17 protein-coding genes, 1 tRNA gene and 1 pseudogene are annotated in these 16,007 nt (G+C 70.1%); 10 read left to right on the forward strand and 9 right to left on the reverse strand.

Going from position 1 to position 16,007, the window contains the following annotated elements; genetic code table 11:
* Positions 1 to 174 precede the first annotated feature (174 nt).
* Positions 175 to 1,596, forward strand: coding sequence for a recombinase family protein (locus ACFWJB_RS01200; RefSeq protein WP_386919494.1), 1,422 nt, complete (start codon positions 175 to 177; stop codon positions 1,594 to 1,596).
* A gap of 106 nt (positions 1,597 to 1,702) precedes the next feature.
* On the opposite strand, the gene ACFWJB_RS01205 is transcribed toward ACFWJB_RS01200, so the two are convergent.
* The 4 genes from ACFWJB_RS01205 to ACFWJB_RS01220 form a co-directional block, all read right to left on the reverse strand.
* Positions 1,703 to 2,197 (reverse strand): DUF1877 family protein, encoded by a 495-nt coding sequence (locus tag ACFWJB_RS01205; RefSeq protein ID WP_385459954.1) that lies wholly within the window; start codon positions 2,195 to 2,197, stop codon positions 1,703 to 1,705.
* 76 nt (positions 2,198 to 2,273) lie between these two features.
* Positions 2,274 to 2,783 (reverse strand): phosphoribosyltransferase, encoded by a 510-nt coding sequence (locus ACFWJB_RS01210; RefSeq protein WP_385459952.1) that lies wholly within the window; start codon positions 2,781 to 2,783, stop codon positions 2,274 to 2,276.
* 13 nt (positions 2,784 to 2,796) lie between these two features.
* On the reverse strand, positions 2,797 to 3,372 hold the full coding sequence (gene dcd / locus ACFWJB_RS01215; protein ID WP_385459950.1) for a dCTP deaminase: 576 nt from the start codon (positions 3,370 to 3,372) through the stop codon (positions 2,797 to 2,799).
* Between the two features lie 91 nt (positions 3,373 to 3,463).
* Positions 3,464 to 3,622 carry a hypothetical protein gene (locus ACFWJB_RS01220; protein ID WP_385459948.1) on the reverse strand — a complete coding sequence of 53 codons (159 nt, stop codon included), beginning with the start codon at positions 3,620 to 3,622 and terminating at the stop codon, positions 3,464 to 3,466.
* A 272-nt stretch (positions 3,623 to 3,894) separates the two neighbouring features.
* Between ACFWJB_RS01220 and ACFWJB_RS01225 the strand changes: the two genes are divergently transcribed.
* Positions 3,895 to 3,968 (forward strand) — tRNA-Gly (locus tag ACFWJB_RS01225).
* A 217-nt stretch (positions 3,969 to 4,185) separates the two neighbouring features.
* Here the strand turns inward: ACFWJB_RS01225 and ACFWJB_RS01230 are convergent.
* From ACFWJB_RS01230 to ACFWJB_RS01240, 3 genes are all read right to left on the reverse strand, one after another.
* On the reverse strand, positions 4,186 to 4,413 hold the full coding sequence (locus tag ACFWJB_RS01230) for a hypothetical protein (protein WP_381843558.1): 228 nt from the start codon (positions 4,411 to 4,413) through the stop codon (positions 4,186 to 4,188).
* 264 nt (positions 4,414 to 4,677) lie between these two features.
* Entirely contained in the window at positions 4,678 to 5,121 is a 444-nt protein-coding gene (locus ACFWJB_RS01235; RefSeq protein ID WP_386919497.1) for a PIN domain-containing protein, read from the reverse strand.
* Positions 5,118 to 5,384, reverse strand: a complete 267-nt coding sequence (locus ACFWJB_RS01240) for a CopG family transcriptional regulator (RefSeq protein ID WP_385459945.1) — start codon at positions 5,382 to 5,384, stop codon at positions 5,118 to 5,120. The genes ACFWJB_RS01235 and ACFWJB_RS01240 overlap by 4 nt, the downstream gene beginning before the upstream one ends.
* Positions 5,385 to 5,793: 409 nt before the next feature.
* Here ACFWJB_RS01240 and ACFWJB_RS01245 point away from each other — a divergent pair, with 409 nt between their 5' ends.
* Positions 5,794 to 6,627 (forward strand): PIG-L family deacetylase, encoded by an 834-nt coding sequence (locus ACFWJB_RS01245; RefSeq protein ID WP_385459942.1) that lies wholly within the window; start codon positions 5,794 to 5,796, stop codon positions 6,625 to 6,627.
* A 230-nt stretch (positions 6,628 to 6,857) separates the two neighbouring features.
* Positions 6,858 to 7,658: a maleylpyruvate isomerase family mycothiol-dependent enzyme gene (locus ACFWJB_RS01250; RefSeq protein ID WP_386919500.1), complete on the forward strand. Its 801-nt coding sequence runs from the start codon at positions 6,858 to 6,860 to the stop codon at positions 7,656 to 7,658.
* A gap of 136 nt (positions 7,659 to 7,794) precedes the next feature.
* Here ACFWJB_RS01250 and ACFWJB_RS01255 read toward each other — a convergent pair.
* A pseudogene (locus ACFWJB_RS01255) lies at positions 7,795 to 8,201 on the reverse strand (ArsR/SmtB family transcription factor).
* 79 nt (positions 8,202 to 8,280) lie between these two features.
* Here ACFWJB_RS01255 and ACFWJB_RS01260 point away from each other — a divergent pair.
* The 4 genes from ACFWJB_RS01260 to ACFWJB_RS01275 all read left to right on the forward strand — a co-directional run bounded on the left by ACFWJB_RS01260 (position 8,281) and on the right by ACFWJB_RS01275 (position 13,019).
* Positions 8,281 to 8,751 carry an ArsI/CadI family heavy metal resistance metalloenzyme gene (locus tag ACFWJB_RS01260; protein ID WP_386919502.1) on the forward strand — a complete coding sequence of 157 codons (471 nt, stop codon included), beginning with the start codon at positions 8,281 to 8,283 and terminating at the stop codon, positions 8,749 to 8,751.
* A gap of 184 nt (positions 8,752 to 8,935) precedes the next feature.
* A complete protein-coding gene (locus ACFWJB_RS01265; RefSeq protein ID WP_386919504.1) occupies positions 8,936 to 11,137 on the forward strand; it encodes an MMPL family transporter in 2,202 nt (733 codons plus the stop codon).
* 5 nt (positions 11,138 to 11,142) lie between these two features.
* Positions 11,143 to 12,363 (forward strand): sensor histidine kinase, encoded by a 1,221-nt coding sequence (locus tag ACFWJB_RS01270; protein ID WP_386919506.1) that lies wholly within the window; start codon positions 11,143 to 11,145, stop codon positions 12,361 to 12,363.
* Complete coding sequence (locus ACFWJB_RS01275) at positions 12,360 to 13,019, forward strand: response regulator (RefSeq protein ID WP_386919508.1); 660 nt, start codon at positions 12,360 to 12,362, stop codon at positions 13,017 to 13,019. The genes ACFWJB_RS01270 and ACFWJB_RS01275 overlap by 4 nt, the downstream gene beginning before the upstream one ends.
* 120 nt (positions 13,020 to 13,139) lie before the next feature.
* Here the strand turns inward: ACFWJB_RS01275 and ACFWJB_RS01280 are convergent, their stop codons facing one another.
* A complete protein-coding gene (locus tag ACFWJB_RS01280) occupies positions 13,140 to 13,985 on the reverse strand; it encodes a hypothetical protein (RefSeq protein ID WP_386919510.1) in 846 nt (281 codons plus the stop codon).
* Between the two features lie 174 nt (positions 13,986 to 14,159).
* Here ACFWJB_RS01280 and ACFWJB_RS01285 point away from each other — a divergent pair, with 174 nt between their 5' ends.
* Complete coding sequence (locus ACFWJB_RS01285; RefSeq protein WP_386919512.1) at positions 14,160 to 15,545, forward strand: glutamate decarboxylase; 1,386 nt, start codon at positions 14,160 to 14,162, stop codon at positions 15,543 to 15,545.
* A 124-nt stretch (positions 15,546 to 15,669) separates the two neighbouring features.
* Complete coding sequence (locus ACFWJB_RS01290; RefSeq protein ID WP_385459926.1) at positions 15,670 to 15,996, forward strand: GYD domain-containing protein; 327 nt, start codon at positions 15,670 to 15,672, stop codon at positions 15,994 to 15,996.
* Positions 15,997 to 16,007 lie beyond the last annotated feature (11 nt).

The raw sequence follows: 16,007 nt of genomic DNA on the forward strand, positions 1-16,007 counted from the left end.
GCCCCCGACGCCAAGCGCCGGGGGCCCTTTCCGTGTCCCGCCCGAGCCGCCTCAGGCGTCGAGCACCTGCCCGTCCCGCCGCACGACGGGCGGCTCGATAAAAGCGCTGAATTGACTCGATGAGAGTAGTAGCCTGCTTCAGAAGGCAGGGGAGGCCCGATCTTGGCACGCAGGGTGGGTATCTACACCCGCATCTCGCGGGACGACGAAGGTGACGCCCTCGGTGTCGCCCGGCAGCAGCAGGACTGCGAGCGTCTCGCGGACCTGCGCTCGTGGCAGGCCGTGAAGGTCTACGAGGACAACGACGTGTCCGCGTTCAAGCGCAACGTCGTGCGCGACGAGTTCGAGCTGATGTTGCGGGACCTCCATAGCGGCCTGATCGACGGCATCGTGGCCTACGACCTCGATCGGCTCACCCGACAGCCGAGGGACCTGGAACGCCTCATCGAGATCTACGACGAGCGCTCGCGGCTGGAGTTCGCCACCGTCACCAATGACATCGACATCGGGACGCCGGACGGACGCACCATGGCGCGCGTCATGGTCGCCTTCGCCAACAAGTCCTCGTACGACACATCGCGCCGTATCAAGCGAAAGCACCTGGAGCTGGCCCAGAAAGGCAGGGACAGCGGCGGACCGGCGCCCTACGGATGGCGGAAGGACGACCGGACCAAGGTCGAGCCGGAGGCGGCCCAGGCGATCCGCGAGGCACAGCGTGAGATCCTCGCCGGCGTCCGCATCGGCACCATTCGTACGAGATGGCAGGAACAAGGCCTGGGCAACCCCCGCGAGGGCACCAAGCGCATGGCTCACCACCACGTCGAGCACATCCTGACCAACCCAAGGTTGGTCGGCTACCGGACCTATCACGGCGAAATCCTCAACGGGGAGGACGGTCGACCGGTAATCGGCGAATGGGAGCCGATCAACACGCTCGAAGAGTGGGAAGCCGTGTGCGCAGCGATCGCAGAGCGGAAGCAGCGGCGCCCCGGAATGTCGCTCGCCCGCAAGTACCTCCTGTCCGGGATCGCCCGCTGCGGACTGTGCAAGACCAAGATCCGAGGCCAGATCAACCAGCGCTGGACGCCGGAGTCAAAAGCCGCCAGGTTCACGTACCAGTGCTCTGTGGTGAACGGCGGTTGCGGAAGGGTCGGCCGTACCGGAGAACCCGTCGACCGGCTGATCGCCCAACTCGTGCTGGAGGAGCAGCGTGCCCGAGCGTCGGAGACGGGCATACCGATCGACCGGCGATGGCCGAAGGAGGCCGAGTTGGAGCAGGTCACCCAGGACATTGCCCAACTGGTCGAGGCCGAGCGGACCAAGCAGATCACCGTGGCCACCCTTTTGCAGCTCCTGCCGGCGAAGGAGCGGGCGCGGGACGAGCTGAAGTTGGAGAGAGCCCGCTTCTACAAGGAGCAGAAGCAGGCGGAGGCGAAGGGCCAGACGACGAACCTGACGGTCGAAGAGTTCTTCGGGCTACCGATCGAGCGACAACAGGAGATCGTGCTGCACAGTCTCTCGGCCGTGCTCATCCACCCGGCCGGCCGGGGGCGTCGCAAGTTCGATCCCAGCTTGATCGAGCCGGTCTGGCACTGACGATCAGACTCGTCCTTGCAACACGACTGCTCGGCGCACCCGCTGGGCGGGGAGCTTGGGTAAGTGGTGAGCTGATGTAGCTGTGAGCCGAGGAGGCGACTGCGGCTCAGTACCAGAAGGCCTTGACGACGGCGTGCCCCGTGGGGCCGGTCCGGTTGTAGAAGGCCCGCAGGTCGTTGTGATGGCCGAGGAACCAGCCTTTGACCTCGGCCTCGTCGAAGGCGGAGAAAGGAGGCAGCACCTTCGGCCGGGCCGCCTCCCAGATGTCGTCGAAGGAGACCGCCGCCAGGAAGGAAGCCACCTCGCGCACCTGGACGGGGCGGAGTATCAGAAACGGCGGCCGGCGGTGAGTGGCGTGGTACACGGCACTGCCCCCGAAGACAGCGAGCTCCCAGTCCGGAGAACCCTGCGGAGCGTACGCCGCCCGGTAGACCTCATGGAGGGCGGGGAAGTGGGACTCCACGACTTCGGCGATTCCGTCCCGGCACTCGGCCTGGAAGCGGTCGACGTCCCCAACGTCCCCCATGAACTCGTCAAGCCATGCCCAGTCCTCTCGGATGTCGGACTCCGGCATGGCCCGCAGCTGCATCTCGATGCTCATGCCGCGCATTCTGGCCGAGGCAGGGAGACCGGCCGGCATGGCCGGGTCCCTGTGATCGTCCGTCAGCGGACCGGGCTCACAGCGCCTCCTTGTTCGGCTTCGCCGCCTCTCCCGACTTATGTACCGGAGGCAGGACACTCCACGGAAAGTTGATCCAGTCGTCGGTGCGCTTCCACACGTACTCGCACTTGACGAGCGAGTGGGACTTCTCATAGATCACCGCGCTGCGCACCTCGGCGACCGTGTCGAGGCAGAAGTCCCGCACCAGCTTGAGCGTCTTGCCGGTGTCGGCGACGTCGTCGGTGATGAGGACCTTCTTCCGGGAGAAGTCGATCACGTTGGGCACGGGCGCGAGCATGACCGGCATCTCGAGCGTGGTGCCGACGCCGGTGTAGAACTCGACGTTCACCAGGTGGATGTTCTTGCAGTCCAGCGCGTAGGCCAGCCCGCCGGCCACGAAGACCCCGCCGCGGGCGATGGAGAGCACTATGTCCGGCTCGTACCCGTCGTCGGCGACGGTCTGCGCGAGCTCGCGGACGGCGACGCCGAACTGCTCGTAGGTCAGGTTCTCCCGTACTTCACTCATGCGCGCGTCCTGCTCATACCTGGGTCCGATGGAAGTTGATGAAGGACCGGGAGGCGGTCGGCCCCCGCTGCCCCTGGTACCGCGATCCGTACCGCTCGCTGCCGTACGGATGATCGGCGGGCGAGGTGAGCCGGAACATGCAGAGCTGCCCGATCTTCATCCCGGGCCACAGCTTGATCGGCAGGGTCGCGAGGTTGCTGAGCTCGAGCGTCACGTGCCCGGAGAACCCGGGGTCGATGAACCCGGCGGTGGAGTGCGTGACCAGCCCGAGCCGGCCGAGCGAGCTCTTGCCCTCCAGCCGCGAGGCGAGGTCGTCGGGCAGCGAGACGACCTCGTACGTGCTGGCCAGCACGAACTCGCCCGGGTGCAGGATGAACGGCTCGTCCCCCTCCGGCTCCACGAGCCGGGTCAGATCCACCTGCTCGACGGAGGGGTCGATGTGCGGGTACCGGTGATTCTCGAACACCCGGAAGTAGCGGTCGAGGCGCACGTCGATGCTCGACGGCTGCACCATGGAGTCGTCGAAGGGATCGATACGCACCCGCCCGGAGTCGATCTCGGCCCGGATGTCCTTGTCTGAGAGAAGCACGCACCGAGGATACGCAAGGCGCGCGGAGCAGCGACAACCGCCGCCGCGCCGCGCGCCCGGTACTACTGGTGTCTCCGTGTCCCGAGGCCGGCTACCGCTTCGCCGACACGACCGGCACGGCGCTCCGCAGCCGCGCACACCGCGGACATCGGACGAGCCGGCCGGGGCCGAGTCGCTCGGCCTTCTGCATCGGGAACGTGGCGGTGGTGAACACGTGCCCGTCGGCACAGCGGAGGACGGTGCGATCCATCAAGTCCTTCAAGTCCCTTCCCCAAGAGCCGCGTCTGGCTGGACTACCCTGACGACGAAAGCCACATTACGGGATCAAAGAGACGACTCTCCAGGCGGCACTCCGCCCTCCCGGACGCCCTCGGGAACGGCCCCACGGTACGCCTCAACTCCAGTACCCCGCAGCCGCTTCCCAACCCTGAAACCTCGTCAGGCCCCACGGCGCGAACACCGGGGGCCTGCGATGAGGTAGAGTGAGCGAGCGTCCAGCACCGACTCCGGTCGGCGGACTACGCGGGTGTAGTTTAATGGTAGAACATCAGCTTCCCAAGCTGAGAGCGCGAGTTCGATTCTCGTCACCCGCTCCACGAAGAAGGCCCGGGTCATCGACCCGGGCTTTTTTGCTGTGCGGATTCGCTCAGTCGTCGCGTGCCACATCCGTGCCAGATGCTTGATCATCCGGTTTCCGTGCCACGGCACCACGGGCCCTTCCGCACACTGCGGTCGAGCGCCGACCTGTCGTGTCCGGCGTTGCGGAAGACGTCGGCCTCAGCGCGTCGGCGAGCGTCTGGAACACACCGCCTGTCAGGCGGCAAAGGCACGTCGGACGACGTCGTGGATGTTGTGCTCGGTCAGATCGGATGCGTGCCGGGCGACAGTGCTGTAGTCGGCATCGTCGTGGAGGACGGTCAGGCCGTGGTGGGCGGCAGTGGCTGCGATGACAAGGTCTACTGCCGAGGCACTGCGGTGCTCCCCGGCCTGAGCCATACGGTGTTGCACCGCGCTGATCCAACGCCCTGCGTTCTTCGGCACCGCCGATCCCGATGAGGGGCTGCTCGGTCTGCGACGTTGGGCCCGGCAGGCTCATGCGGATCGTGTGCGGATGCGATCGGGCCTCCGGAACACGGAGGCGTGGGGCCCTTGCGGGGACACCACCGCACCTCTGGTGGGACCGCTGGGCGATGCCGTGCCCACCGCGTGCCCCGCAGAGCGGACAACCACGGTCAACAGGAGTGCGTCCCGAAGTCAAGCGCCGTCGCTTCCCAAGGTGAGAGCGGGAGTTCGACTCTCGTCGTATCAGAGCGGGAGGTCGTCGGGGAGTACCCGGAACGCCTTGTGGTGGCCCAAGGGCCGTACGGCCCGGAAGGCACGTCGGTCGAGGGTGAGGATCGCGTCCGTGTCGTAGTCGGCGGCGAGCGCCACGTTGACCGTGTCAGTGAGGTCGAGGTCCAGCGCACGGTAGCGGACACGGACGGACTGGGCGGCTCCCAGATGGTCCTCCGTGATCTCCGGCATGACGACACGCCCCCGGCTCATCCAGCGCCGGAGGTCGTCGACCGCGCCGAGGGCCGCCACCCTGCCGAGCTCGCGCGTGGCTACGTGATCCAGCTCGGCCAGCAGCAGCGGGGACATGACCAGGAGGCCGGCCGCCATGATCGCTTCGTTCGCCGCCCGGTGTTCCGGATGAGCCGAGTCCAGGGCCGCCAGGAGGCCGGACGTGTCGGCGATGACAATGATCACGCGGCGGTTCCGGGATCCGAGTCGGTCTCACGGCGGACAGCGTCGGCCACCGCGTCACGGACCTCCGCCTTGGAGGACGTGCGACCTGGCCCCTCGAAAGTGCGCGAGAACAGCGGCTCGTCCCAGACCCTGTTCGCCATGGCCGCGAGGTGGATGCCCTGGCGGATGATCTCGGCCTCGCTTATCCCCCGGCGCTTCGCGGCCTCCTTGATGATCGCCAGGTCCTCGGGGTCGGCGTAGACGTTCGTGCGCTTCATGGACATGTACCAAGGGTAGTCCATGTACCGGTTTGACACACGCAGGTACCTCGTCCCTCGCCTCATCGGATGCCGCGAGCGCAGACGACAGAACTGGCCGCGCCCGCCACGGGTGTGCGACATCGAGCTGCGGCACCGCACCGTGCTCGCCGCCCGTTGCGCCAAAGTCCGACGTGGCTGGGACATGCAGGTCGCGCCTGTCCCCGGTCGCATCGGACGCCGACGCCCGGAAGGCCACGTGGCCCCACCGGGAACAGCCGGTGCGTACGGCGCGGTTGCACCGACCGAGGGGCCGGCGCCAGACGGCGGGAGACTTGAGGCCGCAAGGTCCGCCCCACCACGATCCGGGATCCAGGATCGCGGCACGCCCGCCGCGTACTCGGGCCAGGACTTACATCCGCAGGAGGACTGTTTCATGACTGACCGGCCCTTGACGCTCATGGCGGTACACGCCCACCCCGACGACGAGGCCACCGGAACCGGAGGTGTCCTGGCGCGGTACGCGGCGGAAGGCATCCGCACGGTTCTCGTGACGTGTACCGACGGTGGTTGCGGTGACGGGCCGGGGGGCGTCAAGCCGGGCGATCCCGGGCACGACCCGGCGGCGGTCGCCTTGATGCGTCGTCAGGAACTCGAAGCGAGCTGTGACGTCCTGAAGGTCAGCGATCTGGAGATGCTGGACTACGCCGACTCCGGAATGATGGGCTGGCCGAGCAACGACGCCCCCGGGTCCTTCTGGCAGACCCCCGTGGAGGAAGGCGCGGCCCGGCTCGCGGAACTCATGCGGCACTACCGGCCTGATGTGGTCGTCACCTACGACGAGAACGGCTTCTACGGCCACCCCGACCACATCCAAGCCCACCGCATCACGATGGCGGCGCTGGAGATGACCGCGCTGACACCGAAGGTGTACTGGACCACGATGCCCCGCTCGGGGATGCAGCGGTTCGGCGAGATCATGCGCGAGTTCCATCCGGACATGCCGGAGCCGGACCCTGCCGAGGCCGCCGCGATGGCCGAGATCGGCCTACCTGACGACGAGGTCACCACGTGGGTGGACACCACCGCGTTCAGCAGCCAGAAGTTCGACGCGCTGGCCGCGCACGCCAGTCAGGGAGAGAACATCTTCTTCCTCAAGATGGGCAAGGAGCGGTTCGGCGAGTTGATGGGCACGGAGACCTTCGTACGTGTCCAGGACACCACCGGCGCGGCCCTGCCCGAGAATGATCTCTTCGCAGGACTGCGCTGATCTGATCTGAACCACGGCTCGCGCCATGGGCCTGCACCACGCAAGGGTGTCGACGGGAACAGCGCGGCCTTCGCCGCTCGGTCCCCGCCGGCGCTCGCGGCGAAGACGTTCGGCCAGGCGCCGTCCGATCGCCGGGGCTCGAACCGGACGACGCCCTGCCCCCAGGCGCTCGCGGTCTCGGCTGTGAAAATCACTGTCCGGTTGTCGGAACACGGTGATAGAGAGTCCGAGTGACGACGACGACACTCACGTTCCCCGTTCTGTTGCGACTGATCGACGAACGGTCGAGCGCCTTCCGCGCCGCGGTCGCCTCCGCGCCGAGCCTCGACGTGCAGGTGCCGACCTGCCCGGAGTGGACGCTGTTCGATCTGGCGGAGCACATCGGCGAGGGGCGCCGCGCCTGGGCAGCCACCGTCGCCGCGGGGCCCGCTCCGGCCAAGTCCGTACCGGAGGACGCCCCCGCCGCGCCTCGGGAGCGCGAGGCCGTGCCGGCCTGGCTGGCGGAGTCCACGGAGCAACTGCTGGAAGCACTGCGGGAGGCCGGCCCGGATCGCGGTTGCTGGACGTGGTGGGGTGCGTCCCAGTCGCCGCAGACCTGTGGCGCCGTCGCCCGGCACCAGCTCCAGCAGATGGCGGTGCACACCTACGACGCCCAGATCACCGTGGGCGCCCCGGAGCCGCTGCCGGCCGAGGTGGCACTCGACGGCGTCGAGGACTTCCTGTTCACCTGCGTCGCTACGACGAGTGCCTGGCCGCACAAACCCACCGCCTTCGACTTCCACGCCACCGAGGGCCACTCCTGGCGCCTCACGGTCGACGGCGACGGCGCGCGCTCCACCCGTATCCCCGCACCTGGCACGACGCCTGTCGCCGCTGCCGGCGAGGGCCCGGACGCGGCCGGCGTCTCCGTTCACGGAACGGCCAGTGAGCTGGTTCTCTTCGTGTACGACCGTATCCCGGCGGACTCCCTGCGGATCGAGGGGGACGCGGGTCTGTTCGACCTGCTCCGCGCGTGGGAACCGGAGGAGTAGGACGGGTGCTGCGGAGCGGCGAAGGGTCGGTGGATCGCCAGGGCGGGCCTGGGCGCGGTTCCCCGCGAGGTGGGTGAGGAAGGCCGCGGCCGTCCGTGAGCGTGCCCCGTCACGCTCTGCTCGGGAGCGGCACTGCTCACGAAGCGGCTCGGGCCGGCGCGGAGCTGTCAGGCAGAGGCTCGCCCATGGGGCGGGTCAGGATGCTCGCCAGCCGGTCGGTCGTCTCCGGGACCAGCCAGTAGTGGACCCAGGTGCCGCGCCGTTCGCAGTCGACGAGACCGGCCTGCCGCAGCAGCTTCAGGTGATGCGAGATCGTCGGCTGGGACAGGTCGAAGGCCGGGGTCAGGTCACGGACGCACACCTCACCGCCCGCCCGTGAGGCGATCATCGACAGCAGGCGCAGCCGCGCCGGGTCACCCAGCGCCTTGAACACCTTCGCCGGCTCCGCGGCCTGGTCCTCGTCCAGCGGAGCGGTCAGCACCCGGGGCAGCAGGCCCCGGACTCGTCGGTCCGGCCGGGCACGACCGATTCTTGTTTCGACATGCCTCTATGTTGACGTCCTTCGATTCAGCGCGCACTGTTGTATTGACGGACATCGAAACAACTGGATGGGAGTCCTGCCATGTCCCGCGCTCAGCTGGCCCTGCGTGTCCCTGACCTGGAAGCGTCGATCACCTTCTACTCGAAGCTGTTCGGCACCGGCCCGGCCAAGCGGCGCGAGGGCTACGCCAACTTCGCCGTCACCGAGCCCCCGCTCAAGCTCGTCCTCATCGAGGGCGAGCCCGGCGAGGACACCCGGCTGGACCACCTCGGCATCGAGGTCGAGGCCACCGACCAGGTCACCGCGGCCACGACCCGGCTCAAGGAGGCCGGCCTGGCCACCTTCGAGGAGAACGACACGTCCTGCTGCTACGCCCTCCAGGACAAGGTGTGGGTGCACGGCCCCGGCAAGGAGCCCTGGGAGGTCTACGTCGTGAAGGCCGACACCGACACGCTCGGCAGGAGCGCCGACCCCCACGCCACCGGCGACGGCTGCTGCACCGGCCGGACCGCCGAGGAGGCCCCGACCGCCGCGGGATGCGCCTGCGGCTAGGAAGTACGAGGAGCGAGTGAAGGCGGGCCCCGGCTGCGGGCGGGGCCCGCGTCGGCGCGCCCTGCGAACAGTCGCGGGGCGCTCCTGGGGTTTTCCCCAGGGCGGGTGTCCACCGACCGGTGGACGTCAAGTTCAACCGAGTACCTCTGTCCGGCAACTGCCCTGTTCAGCAACGCTTTTGGGCATGAAGTCATTCTCTGTGCGCATGGCGCGGTGGAGCGCTCGGCACCCCTGGCGGGCGATCGCCGGCTGGCTGGTGTTCGTGGCGCTCTGCCTTGGCGCCGGCAGTGCTGTCGGTACGAACAGCGCGAAGACGGCGGACTACCGGGTCGGCGAGGCGGGCCGCGCCGAGGCCCTTGCCGCCGAAGGGCATCTGGAACGCAGGTCCGCCGAGCAGGTGCTGATCTCCGCGAGGTCCGGCGCCCTCGACCGGCGCACGGCCGAGGCCGCCGCCGCGGATCTCACCGCCCGGATGAAGCGGCTGCCCGACGTCGCGGGCGTGGCCGACCCGCTGCTCTCCGGCGACCGTACGGTCCTCATGGTCGAGGTGGCGCTGAAGGGCGAGGAGCGGGACGCCAAGGACAAGGTCGACGCGCTCGTGGAGCAGACCGCGGCGGTGCAGAGGGACCACCCCGGCCTTCTCCTCCAGGAGACCGGGAGCCCGTCCATCAGCAAGGGCGTCGATCAGCAGCGCGGGGACGACCTGGCGCTCTCGGAGGCGATCACGCTTCCGGTCACGCTCGTCACCCTGCTGGTCGTGTTCGGGTCGGTCACCATGGCCGGGGTGCCGCTGCTGCTGGCGCTGTCGTCGATCGCGGCGGCGATCGGGCTCTCCATGGCCGCCTCGCACCTCTCCCCCGACGCCGGGGTCGGCACGAACGTCATCCTCATGATCGGCCTGGCGGTCGGCGTCGACTACACGCTCTTCTACCTCAAGCGCGAGCGCGAGGAGCGGGCCCGCTCCGGCGGACGTCTCGGCTCCGCGGCACTGGTCGAGCTGGCGGCCGCGACCTCGGGCCGGGCGGTCGTGGTCTCCGGGCTCGCGGTCGTCGCCTCCACGGCGACGCTGTACCTGGCCTCCGACGTGATCTTCTCCTCGCTGGCGACGGGCACCATCATCGTCGTCCTGGTCGCGGTGGCGAGTTCGCTGACGGCTCTGCCCGCGCTCCTGGTCAAGCTCGGGCAGCGGGCGGAGCGCAGGGAACTGCGACGGGCACGGGGCGGGAAGCCCGCGCGCCGGGTGCGGGGCCGGGGAGGCGACGGCCGGGTGTGGGCGGCCCTGCTGCGGCCCGCGGCCCGGCATCCCCTGGCCACCCTGTGCTGTTCGGTCCTCGGCCTCCTCGCGCTCGTCGCTCCGCTGGCCGGACTGAGGATCACGGAGATGAGCCGGGACACGCACTCCCGCGACAACCCCGCGATGCGGGTGTACGACCGGCTCAACGAGGCGTTCCCCGAGCAGCGGGTGACCCACCAGGTCGTGGTGCGCGCCGACGCCCCGCACGCCGCGGAGGTCGCCTCGGCCCTGCGTGAGGTGGCCCGGCGGGCCGGGGACGACGCCCTGTTCACCGGCGCCTCGCGGATACGGACGTCGGCCGACCACCGGACCAGTGTCCTCGAGCTGAAGGTGCCGTACCTGGGCAACTCCGACCAGGCGTACGACTCCCTCGACCGGCTGCGGGACGACTACCTGCCCGCCACGGTGGGCCGGATCGACGGCGCCGAGTTCGGGGTGAGCGGTGACGTCGCCCGCTACACCGACTATCCCGCCCACCAGAACGGCAAACTCCCGCTGGTACTGGGGGCGTTGCTCCTGGTGACGTTCGCGATGACCGTGTACGCCTTCCGGTCGGTCGTCCTCGGCCTGATCGGCGTCGCGCTGAACCTGCTGTCCGCGGCGGCGGCGCTCGGACTGCTCGTCCTGGTCTTCCAGGGGACCTGGGCCGAGGGGCTGCTGGACTTCGACTCCACGGGGTCGATCGGGTCCCGCGTGCCGCTCTTCCTCTTCGTGATCCTCTTCGGGCTGTCGATGGACTACCAGGTGTTCGTGGTGAGCCGGATCAGGGAGGCCGTGCTCGCCGGCGTCCCGACGCGGCAGGCGGTGCTCGACGGGATCCGCTCCTCGGCGAGCGTGGTGACCAGTGCCGCGGTCGTGATGACGACCGTCTTCGCCAGCTTCGTGTTCCTGCACATCATCGAGATGAAGCAGATCGGCTTCGTGCTGGCGGCGGCCGTGCTGATCGACGCCGTCGTCGTCCGGGTCCTGGTGCTGCCGTCGGCCATGCTCCTGCTCGGCGAGGCCAGTTGGTGGCCCGGGCGGGGAGCGCGGGGTGCGGCGGCCGGTGTGGGGAAAAGGGAGCCGGTGCGGGCGGCGGTCGACGTACGTTGATCGGCATGACCACTCTCGCCGGGCCCGCCGCCGACGCCTTCTGGGCCACCTCGCTGCGCCGGTGGAACGCGGTGTGCTGGGCGCTGTTCGCCCTGATGGCCGTGGGACTCGTCGCCATGGACCGGCCCGGCGGGAGCAAGTACGCCGCGCTCGCGCTGCTGGGCGGCGTGGTGCTGTGCTACGCGGTCCTGCACCGGTTCCCGGACCACCCCGTCGTACGGCCCCACGTCTACCTCTCGGTGCTGGTGGTCGCGCTGGGCGGGCTCGCGTACCTGCGCGGCAACTACGCGGCGCTGTTCATGGTGACCCTGCCGCACTACTGGATGTTCGGCCGGACACCGAGGGCCTCGATGGCCTTTCTGGGACTGGCCACGGCCGGCACCCTGATCGGAAGCGTCCTGCGGCAGGACGGCTGGACGGTGGAGTTCTTCAGCGAGACGCTCGTGTCCACGCTGATCGTCGTCGCGGTGGGGGTGCTGATCGGGCTGTGGGCGCATTCGGTGGTCGCACAGAGCGAGGAACGGGCGCGGCTCATCGACGAGTTGGAGCGGACGCAGGCGGAGCTGTCCGAGGCCCATCAGCGGCAGGGGGCGGCGGACGAACGGGAGCGGATGGCGCGGGACATCCACGACACGCTCGCGCAGGGATTCGCCTCGATCATCGTGCTCGCGGAGGCGGCCCGCGCGGGGCTGGACTCCGGTACCGCGCGCAGCGCGCAGCAGTTGCGGTCGATCGAGTCGACCGCGCGGGAGAACCTCGCGGAGGCGCGGGAGCTGGTCGGTTCCGCGCGGGGGCCGGGACCGGGCCAGGTCGCGGCCGGTTCGGTGGCGCAGACGCTGCGCCGGACCGTGGACCGCTTCGCGGAGGACACCGGGCTCACCGTGGACGCCGACCTGGAGGACCTGGAGTGCGACCAGCAGACCCGGATCGCGCTGCTGCGCTGCACCCAGGAGTCCCTGGCCAACGTACGCAAGCACGCGGACGCCTCCACGGTCGGTGTGGTCCTGACCCGGCAGGCGTACGGGGTGGAGCTGGAGATCACCGACGACGGGACCGGTTTCGTGGTGGGGGAGTCGGCGGGCTTCGGCCTGGACGGGATGCGCAAGCGGCTGGCGGAGCTGGGAGGGAGGCTGACGGTGACGAGTTCGGTGGGTGACGGTACGCGTGTACTGGCGTCGATACCCCTGGCTTCCCCGGCACCGGGAGAGAGCGGGGCCGGGGCATGACGGGCGGAGGGATTCGCATCGTCGTGGTGGACGACCACACCGTGATGCGGGCCGGAGTGGTGGCTCTCCTCTCGTCCGAGACGAGCGTCGAGATCGTCGGCGAGGCGGGCGACGGCCGCGAGGCCCTCGAACTCGTCGAGCGGTACGAGCCCGACGTCGCGCTGGTCGACCTGCGCATGCCGGTGCTCGACGGAGTGGCCACCACGACCGAGATCGTGGCCCGCTTTCCCCGTACCCGCGTGCTGATCCTGACGACGTACGACACCGACGCGGACATCGAGCGCGGAGTGGAGGCCGGGGCCATCGGCTACCTGCTCAAGGACACCACCCGTGAGCAGCTGGTCGACGCGATCCACGCCGCCTCCCGGGGGGAGACGGTGCTGGCGCCCCGGGTGGCCGAGCGGCTGGTCGCCCGGATGCGGCAGCCCGCCCAGGTCCCGCTCACGGCCCGCGAGGCGGACGTCCTGCGTGCGGTGGCGGACGGTCTGACCAACGCCGAGATCGGGCGGCGGCTCGTCATCGCCGAGGCGACGGTGAAGACCCACCTGCTCCGCCTGTTCGCCAAGCTCGACGTGAACGACCGGACGAGGGCGGTGGTGGTGGCGATGGAGAGGGGACTGCTGCGCGGGGCTTCCGGCACGGGGAACTCCCCGTGACGTCCCTGCGTGACGGTCCCGGCCGTCGTCCCCGGCCCGCTCGCTCGGCGAGCACCGTCTCCGCGCACCGTCTCCGCGCTCCGTCTCCGCGCACGGGCCTCCGGGCCGATGGCAGGGCGTTCAAGGGCGTTCCCCGTGCTGCAGGAGGCCGGCGAGGGTGAAGCAGGACGCGCCGGTGAGGGTGGCCCAGTTGGCCAGGCCGGCGTTGACGAGGCTGCCGGTGGCGGGGCGGGTGTAGGCGGCGATCGCCGAGACCATGAAGAGGACGGAGCCGAGCTGGTTCACGGCCACGATCCACCAGCCCAGGTCGCGGCGCCGGAGACAGGGCCGGCCGCGGTGGCAGATCTCGGTGAAGCCCAGGTGGCCGGAGATCAGGAAGAGCAGGCAGCCGATCACGTCCGGGGCCCAGACCAGCCGGTTGACCTGCTGGACGGAGAGTCCCTGGAGGAAGGAGTCCAGCAGGTCCACGGCGAACACCAGGGTGCCGGCGAACAGGACGAACGCGCCCAGCCAGTCCGCCCGCCCCGGCTCGTAGCTCCACCAGCGCCAGCCGTGGGTGACCAGACGGCCCTCGCCGCCGGGTTCGTGACGGGGGGCGTTGACGACCTGGAGCAGCGAGACGTAGCCGCCGGTGTTGAAGAAGAGGCCGCCGGCGAAGTAGACCGAGGCGCACGTGGTGGCGTCGCCGGAGCCGAACTGGGCGATGCCGGCGCCGATCGCGAAGAGCGCGCCGCCGATGACGAACGCGGTCGCGGCGACGGCGTTGAGCCTGCGCAGCCGCGCCAGTCCGGCCTCGTCGGCGCGGGCGTGCCGGACGGTGGGCGCGCCGGGCCGGCGGACGGCGATGACTCCGCGCCGCCGGGCGGGCCGTGACTCCCAGACGGCGGTGCCGCCGCCCGGAGGGTGCCAGGTGAGCCGGGTGGCGAACGGTCCCGCACCCTCGGCGTGCTGCTCGGGCTGTCCCACGGGCCGAGACTAGACCGCGCGCCGAGGCCTTCCGCGAGCGAAACGCCACCCGTGGGCGGTGCGCGGAGCCTCGTTCTCCGTCGTCACGCCCGGGTGGAGTACGTCCGGTGTCGGGGGCGCGGGGCCGCCCATAGCCTCCGAGAGACACGGCAGGACGACGCGAAAGGCGCACCCGTGGCTCTGCACAACGCCAAGGAGACGGCCGCCGATCCGGCCGCCGACATCTTCACGTCACCGATCAGCGAGAAGCCCCTCTCCAAGCGGCTGATGCCGGAGCTGCCGGCGCCCCCGCACGTCGTCTACGAGCTGCTGCGCAACGAACTGCTCCTGGACGGCAACGCCGCCCAGAACCTGGCCACGTTCTGCACCACCTGGACGGACGACGAGGTCCGCCGGCTGATGGACCTGTGCCTCGACAAGAACATCGTGGACAAGGACGAGTATCCGCAGACCGCGGAGATCGAGTCCCGGTGCGTCAACATCATCGCCCACCTGTGGCACGCGCCCGGCGGCGGGACGGCACCGGCCGTGGGGTGCTCCACCACCGGCTCCAGCGAGGCCGCCATGCTCTGCGGGCTCGCGCTGAAGTGGCGGTGGCGCGACCGGCGGCGCGCGGCCGGCCTGCCCACCGACCGGCCGAACCTGGTGTGCGGGCCGGTGCAGGTCTGCTGGGAGAAGTTCGCCCGCTACTTCGACGTGGAGCTGCGCCAGGTGCCGGTGGAGCCGGGGGCGACCGGTCTCCAGCCGCACCAGCTCCGGCAGTACGTCGACGAGAACACCATCGGCGTCGTGGCGATCCTCGGGGTGACCTACACCTGCACCTACGAGCCGGTGGCGGAGATCGCGGCCGAACTCGACCGGATCCAGGCGGAGACCGGGGTCGACGTCCCCCTGCACGTCGACGCGGCGTCCGGCGGGTTCATCGCCCCCTTCCTCCACCCCGACCTGGAGTGGGACTTCCGCCTGCCGCGGGTCGCCTCGGTCAACGCCTCCGGCCACAAGTACGGCATGGCGCCGCTCGGGGTGGGCTGGGCCCTGTGGCGCGACAAGGAGGCCCTGCCGGGGGACCTGGTCTTCCACGTCGACTACCTCGGCGGCGACATGCCCACCCTCGCGCTGAACTTCTCCCGGCCCGGCGGCCAGGTCGTCGCGCAGTACTACATGTTCCTGCGGCTGGGCACCGAGGGATACCGGCGCGTCTACCAGGCGTGCGCCGACACCGCGCAGCACCTCGCCCGGCAGGTCGCCGACATGGGTCCCTTCACGCTGCTCTACGACGGAACCGACGCGCTTCCGGCCGCCTCCTGGACCCTGACCGACCCGGCCTCGGTCGGCTGGAGCCTGTACGACCTGTCCGACCTGCTCCGCATGCGCGGCTGGCAGGTGCCGTCGTATCCGCTGCCGCCCGACCGCCAGGAGACCGTGATCCAGCGCGTGCTCGTCCGGCACGGCGTCGACCGGGACGCGATCGAACTCCTCGCCGAGGACATGCGCAGGGCGATCAGGCGCCTCGAGCAGGGACGCCCCCACGACGAGGCCCGCGTCGGCTTCCACCACTGAGCAGGCTCGGCCGCCGCCCCGGAGACGGGTCCCGACGGGTGAATCCGGCCGTCCGCCGACAGGCGGGCGACCCGGCGGCGGGAAGGCATCCCACCCAGCACACGCGAAGGCACGGAGCGTCCCTATGCCGAAGTTCCTCATCCAGGCCACCTACACGTCCGAGGGTGCGAAGGGCCTCCTCAAGGACGGCGCGAGCGGCCGCCGCGCCGCCGTCGAGCAGGTCGTCACCGGCCTCGGCGGGACGGTCGAGGCCATGTACTTCGCCTTCGGGGAGGACGACACCGTGATCGTCGTCGACTTCCCCGACGCGGTCTCCATGGCCGCCGTCAGTCTCGCGGTCAAGGCGAGCGGCGGCCTGCGGACCCGGGCCACACCGCTGCTCACCCTCGACGAGGTCGACGAGGCCGCCCGCCGGCAGGTCGCCTACCGGGCCCCCGGCGCGAAGGCGTAGAGGCCGTCCGG

The organism is Streptomyces sp. NPDC127100, assembly GCF_042724095.1.
In the GTDB taxonomy this organism is placed as follows: Bacteria; Actinomycetota; Actinomycetes; order Streptomycetales; family Streptomycetaceae; genus Streptomyces.

Coding starts and splice junctions, on each gene's coding strand:
- ACFWJB_RS01205 (WP_385459954.1), bottom strand. CDS start 2,197: ATGAGCATCGAGATGCAGCTGCGGGCCATGCCGGAGTCCGACATCCGA.
- ACFWJB_RS01210 (WP_385459952.1), bottom strand. CDS start 2,783: ATGAGTGAAGTACGGGAGAACCTGACCTACGAGCAGTTCGGCGTCGCC.
- ACFWJB_RS01220 (WP_385459948.1), bottom strand. CDS start 3,622: ATGGATCGCACCGTCCTCCGCTGTGCCGACGGGCACGTGTTCACCACC.
- ACFWJB_RS01240 (WP_385459945.1), bottom strand. CDS start 5,384: ATGTCCATGAAGCGCACGAACGTCTACGCCGACCCCGAGGACCTGGCG.
- ACFWJB_RS01245 (WP_385459942.1), top strand. CDS start 5,794: ATGACTGACCGGCCCTTGACGCTCATGGCGGTACACGCCCACCCCGAC.
- ACFWJB_RS01260 (WP_386919502.1), top strand. CDS start 8,281: ATGTCCCGCGCTCAGCTGGCCCTGCGTGTCCCTGACCTGGAAGCGTCG.
- ACFWJB_RS01265 (WP_386919504.1), top strand. CDS start 8,936: ATGAAGTCATTCTCTGTGCGCATGGCGCGGTGGAGCGCTCGGCACCCC.
- ACFWJB_RS01270 (WP_386919506.1), top strand. CDS start 11,143: ATGACCACTCTCGCCGGGCCCGCCGCCGACGCCTTCTGGGCCACCTCG.
- ACFWJB_RS01275 (WP_386919508.1), top strand. CDS start 12,360: ATGACGGGCGGAGGGATTCGCATCGTCGTGGTGGACGACCACACCGTG.
- ACFWJB_RS01290 (WP_385459926.1), top strand. CDS start 15,670: ATGCCGAAGTTCCTCATCCAGGCCACCTACACGTCCGAGGGTGCGAAG.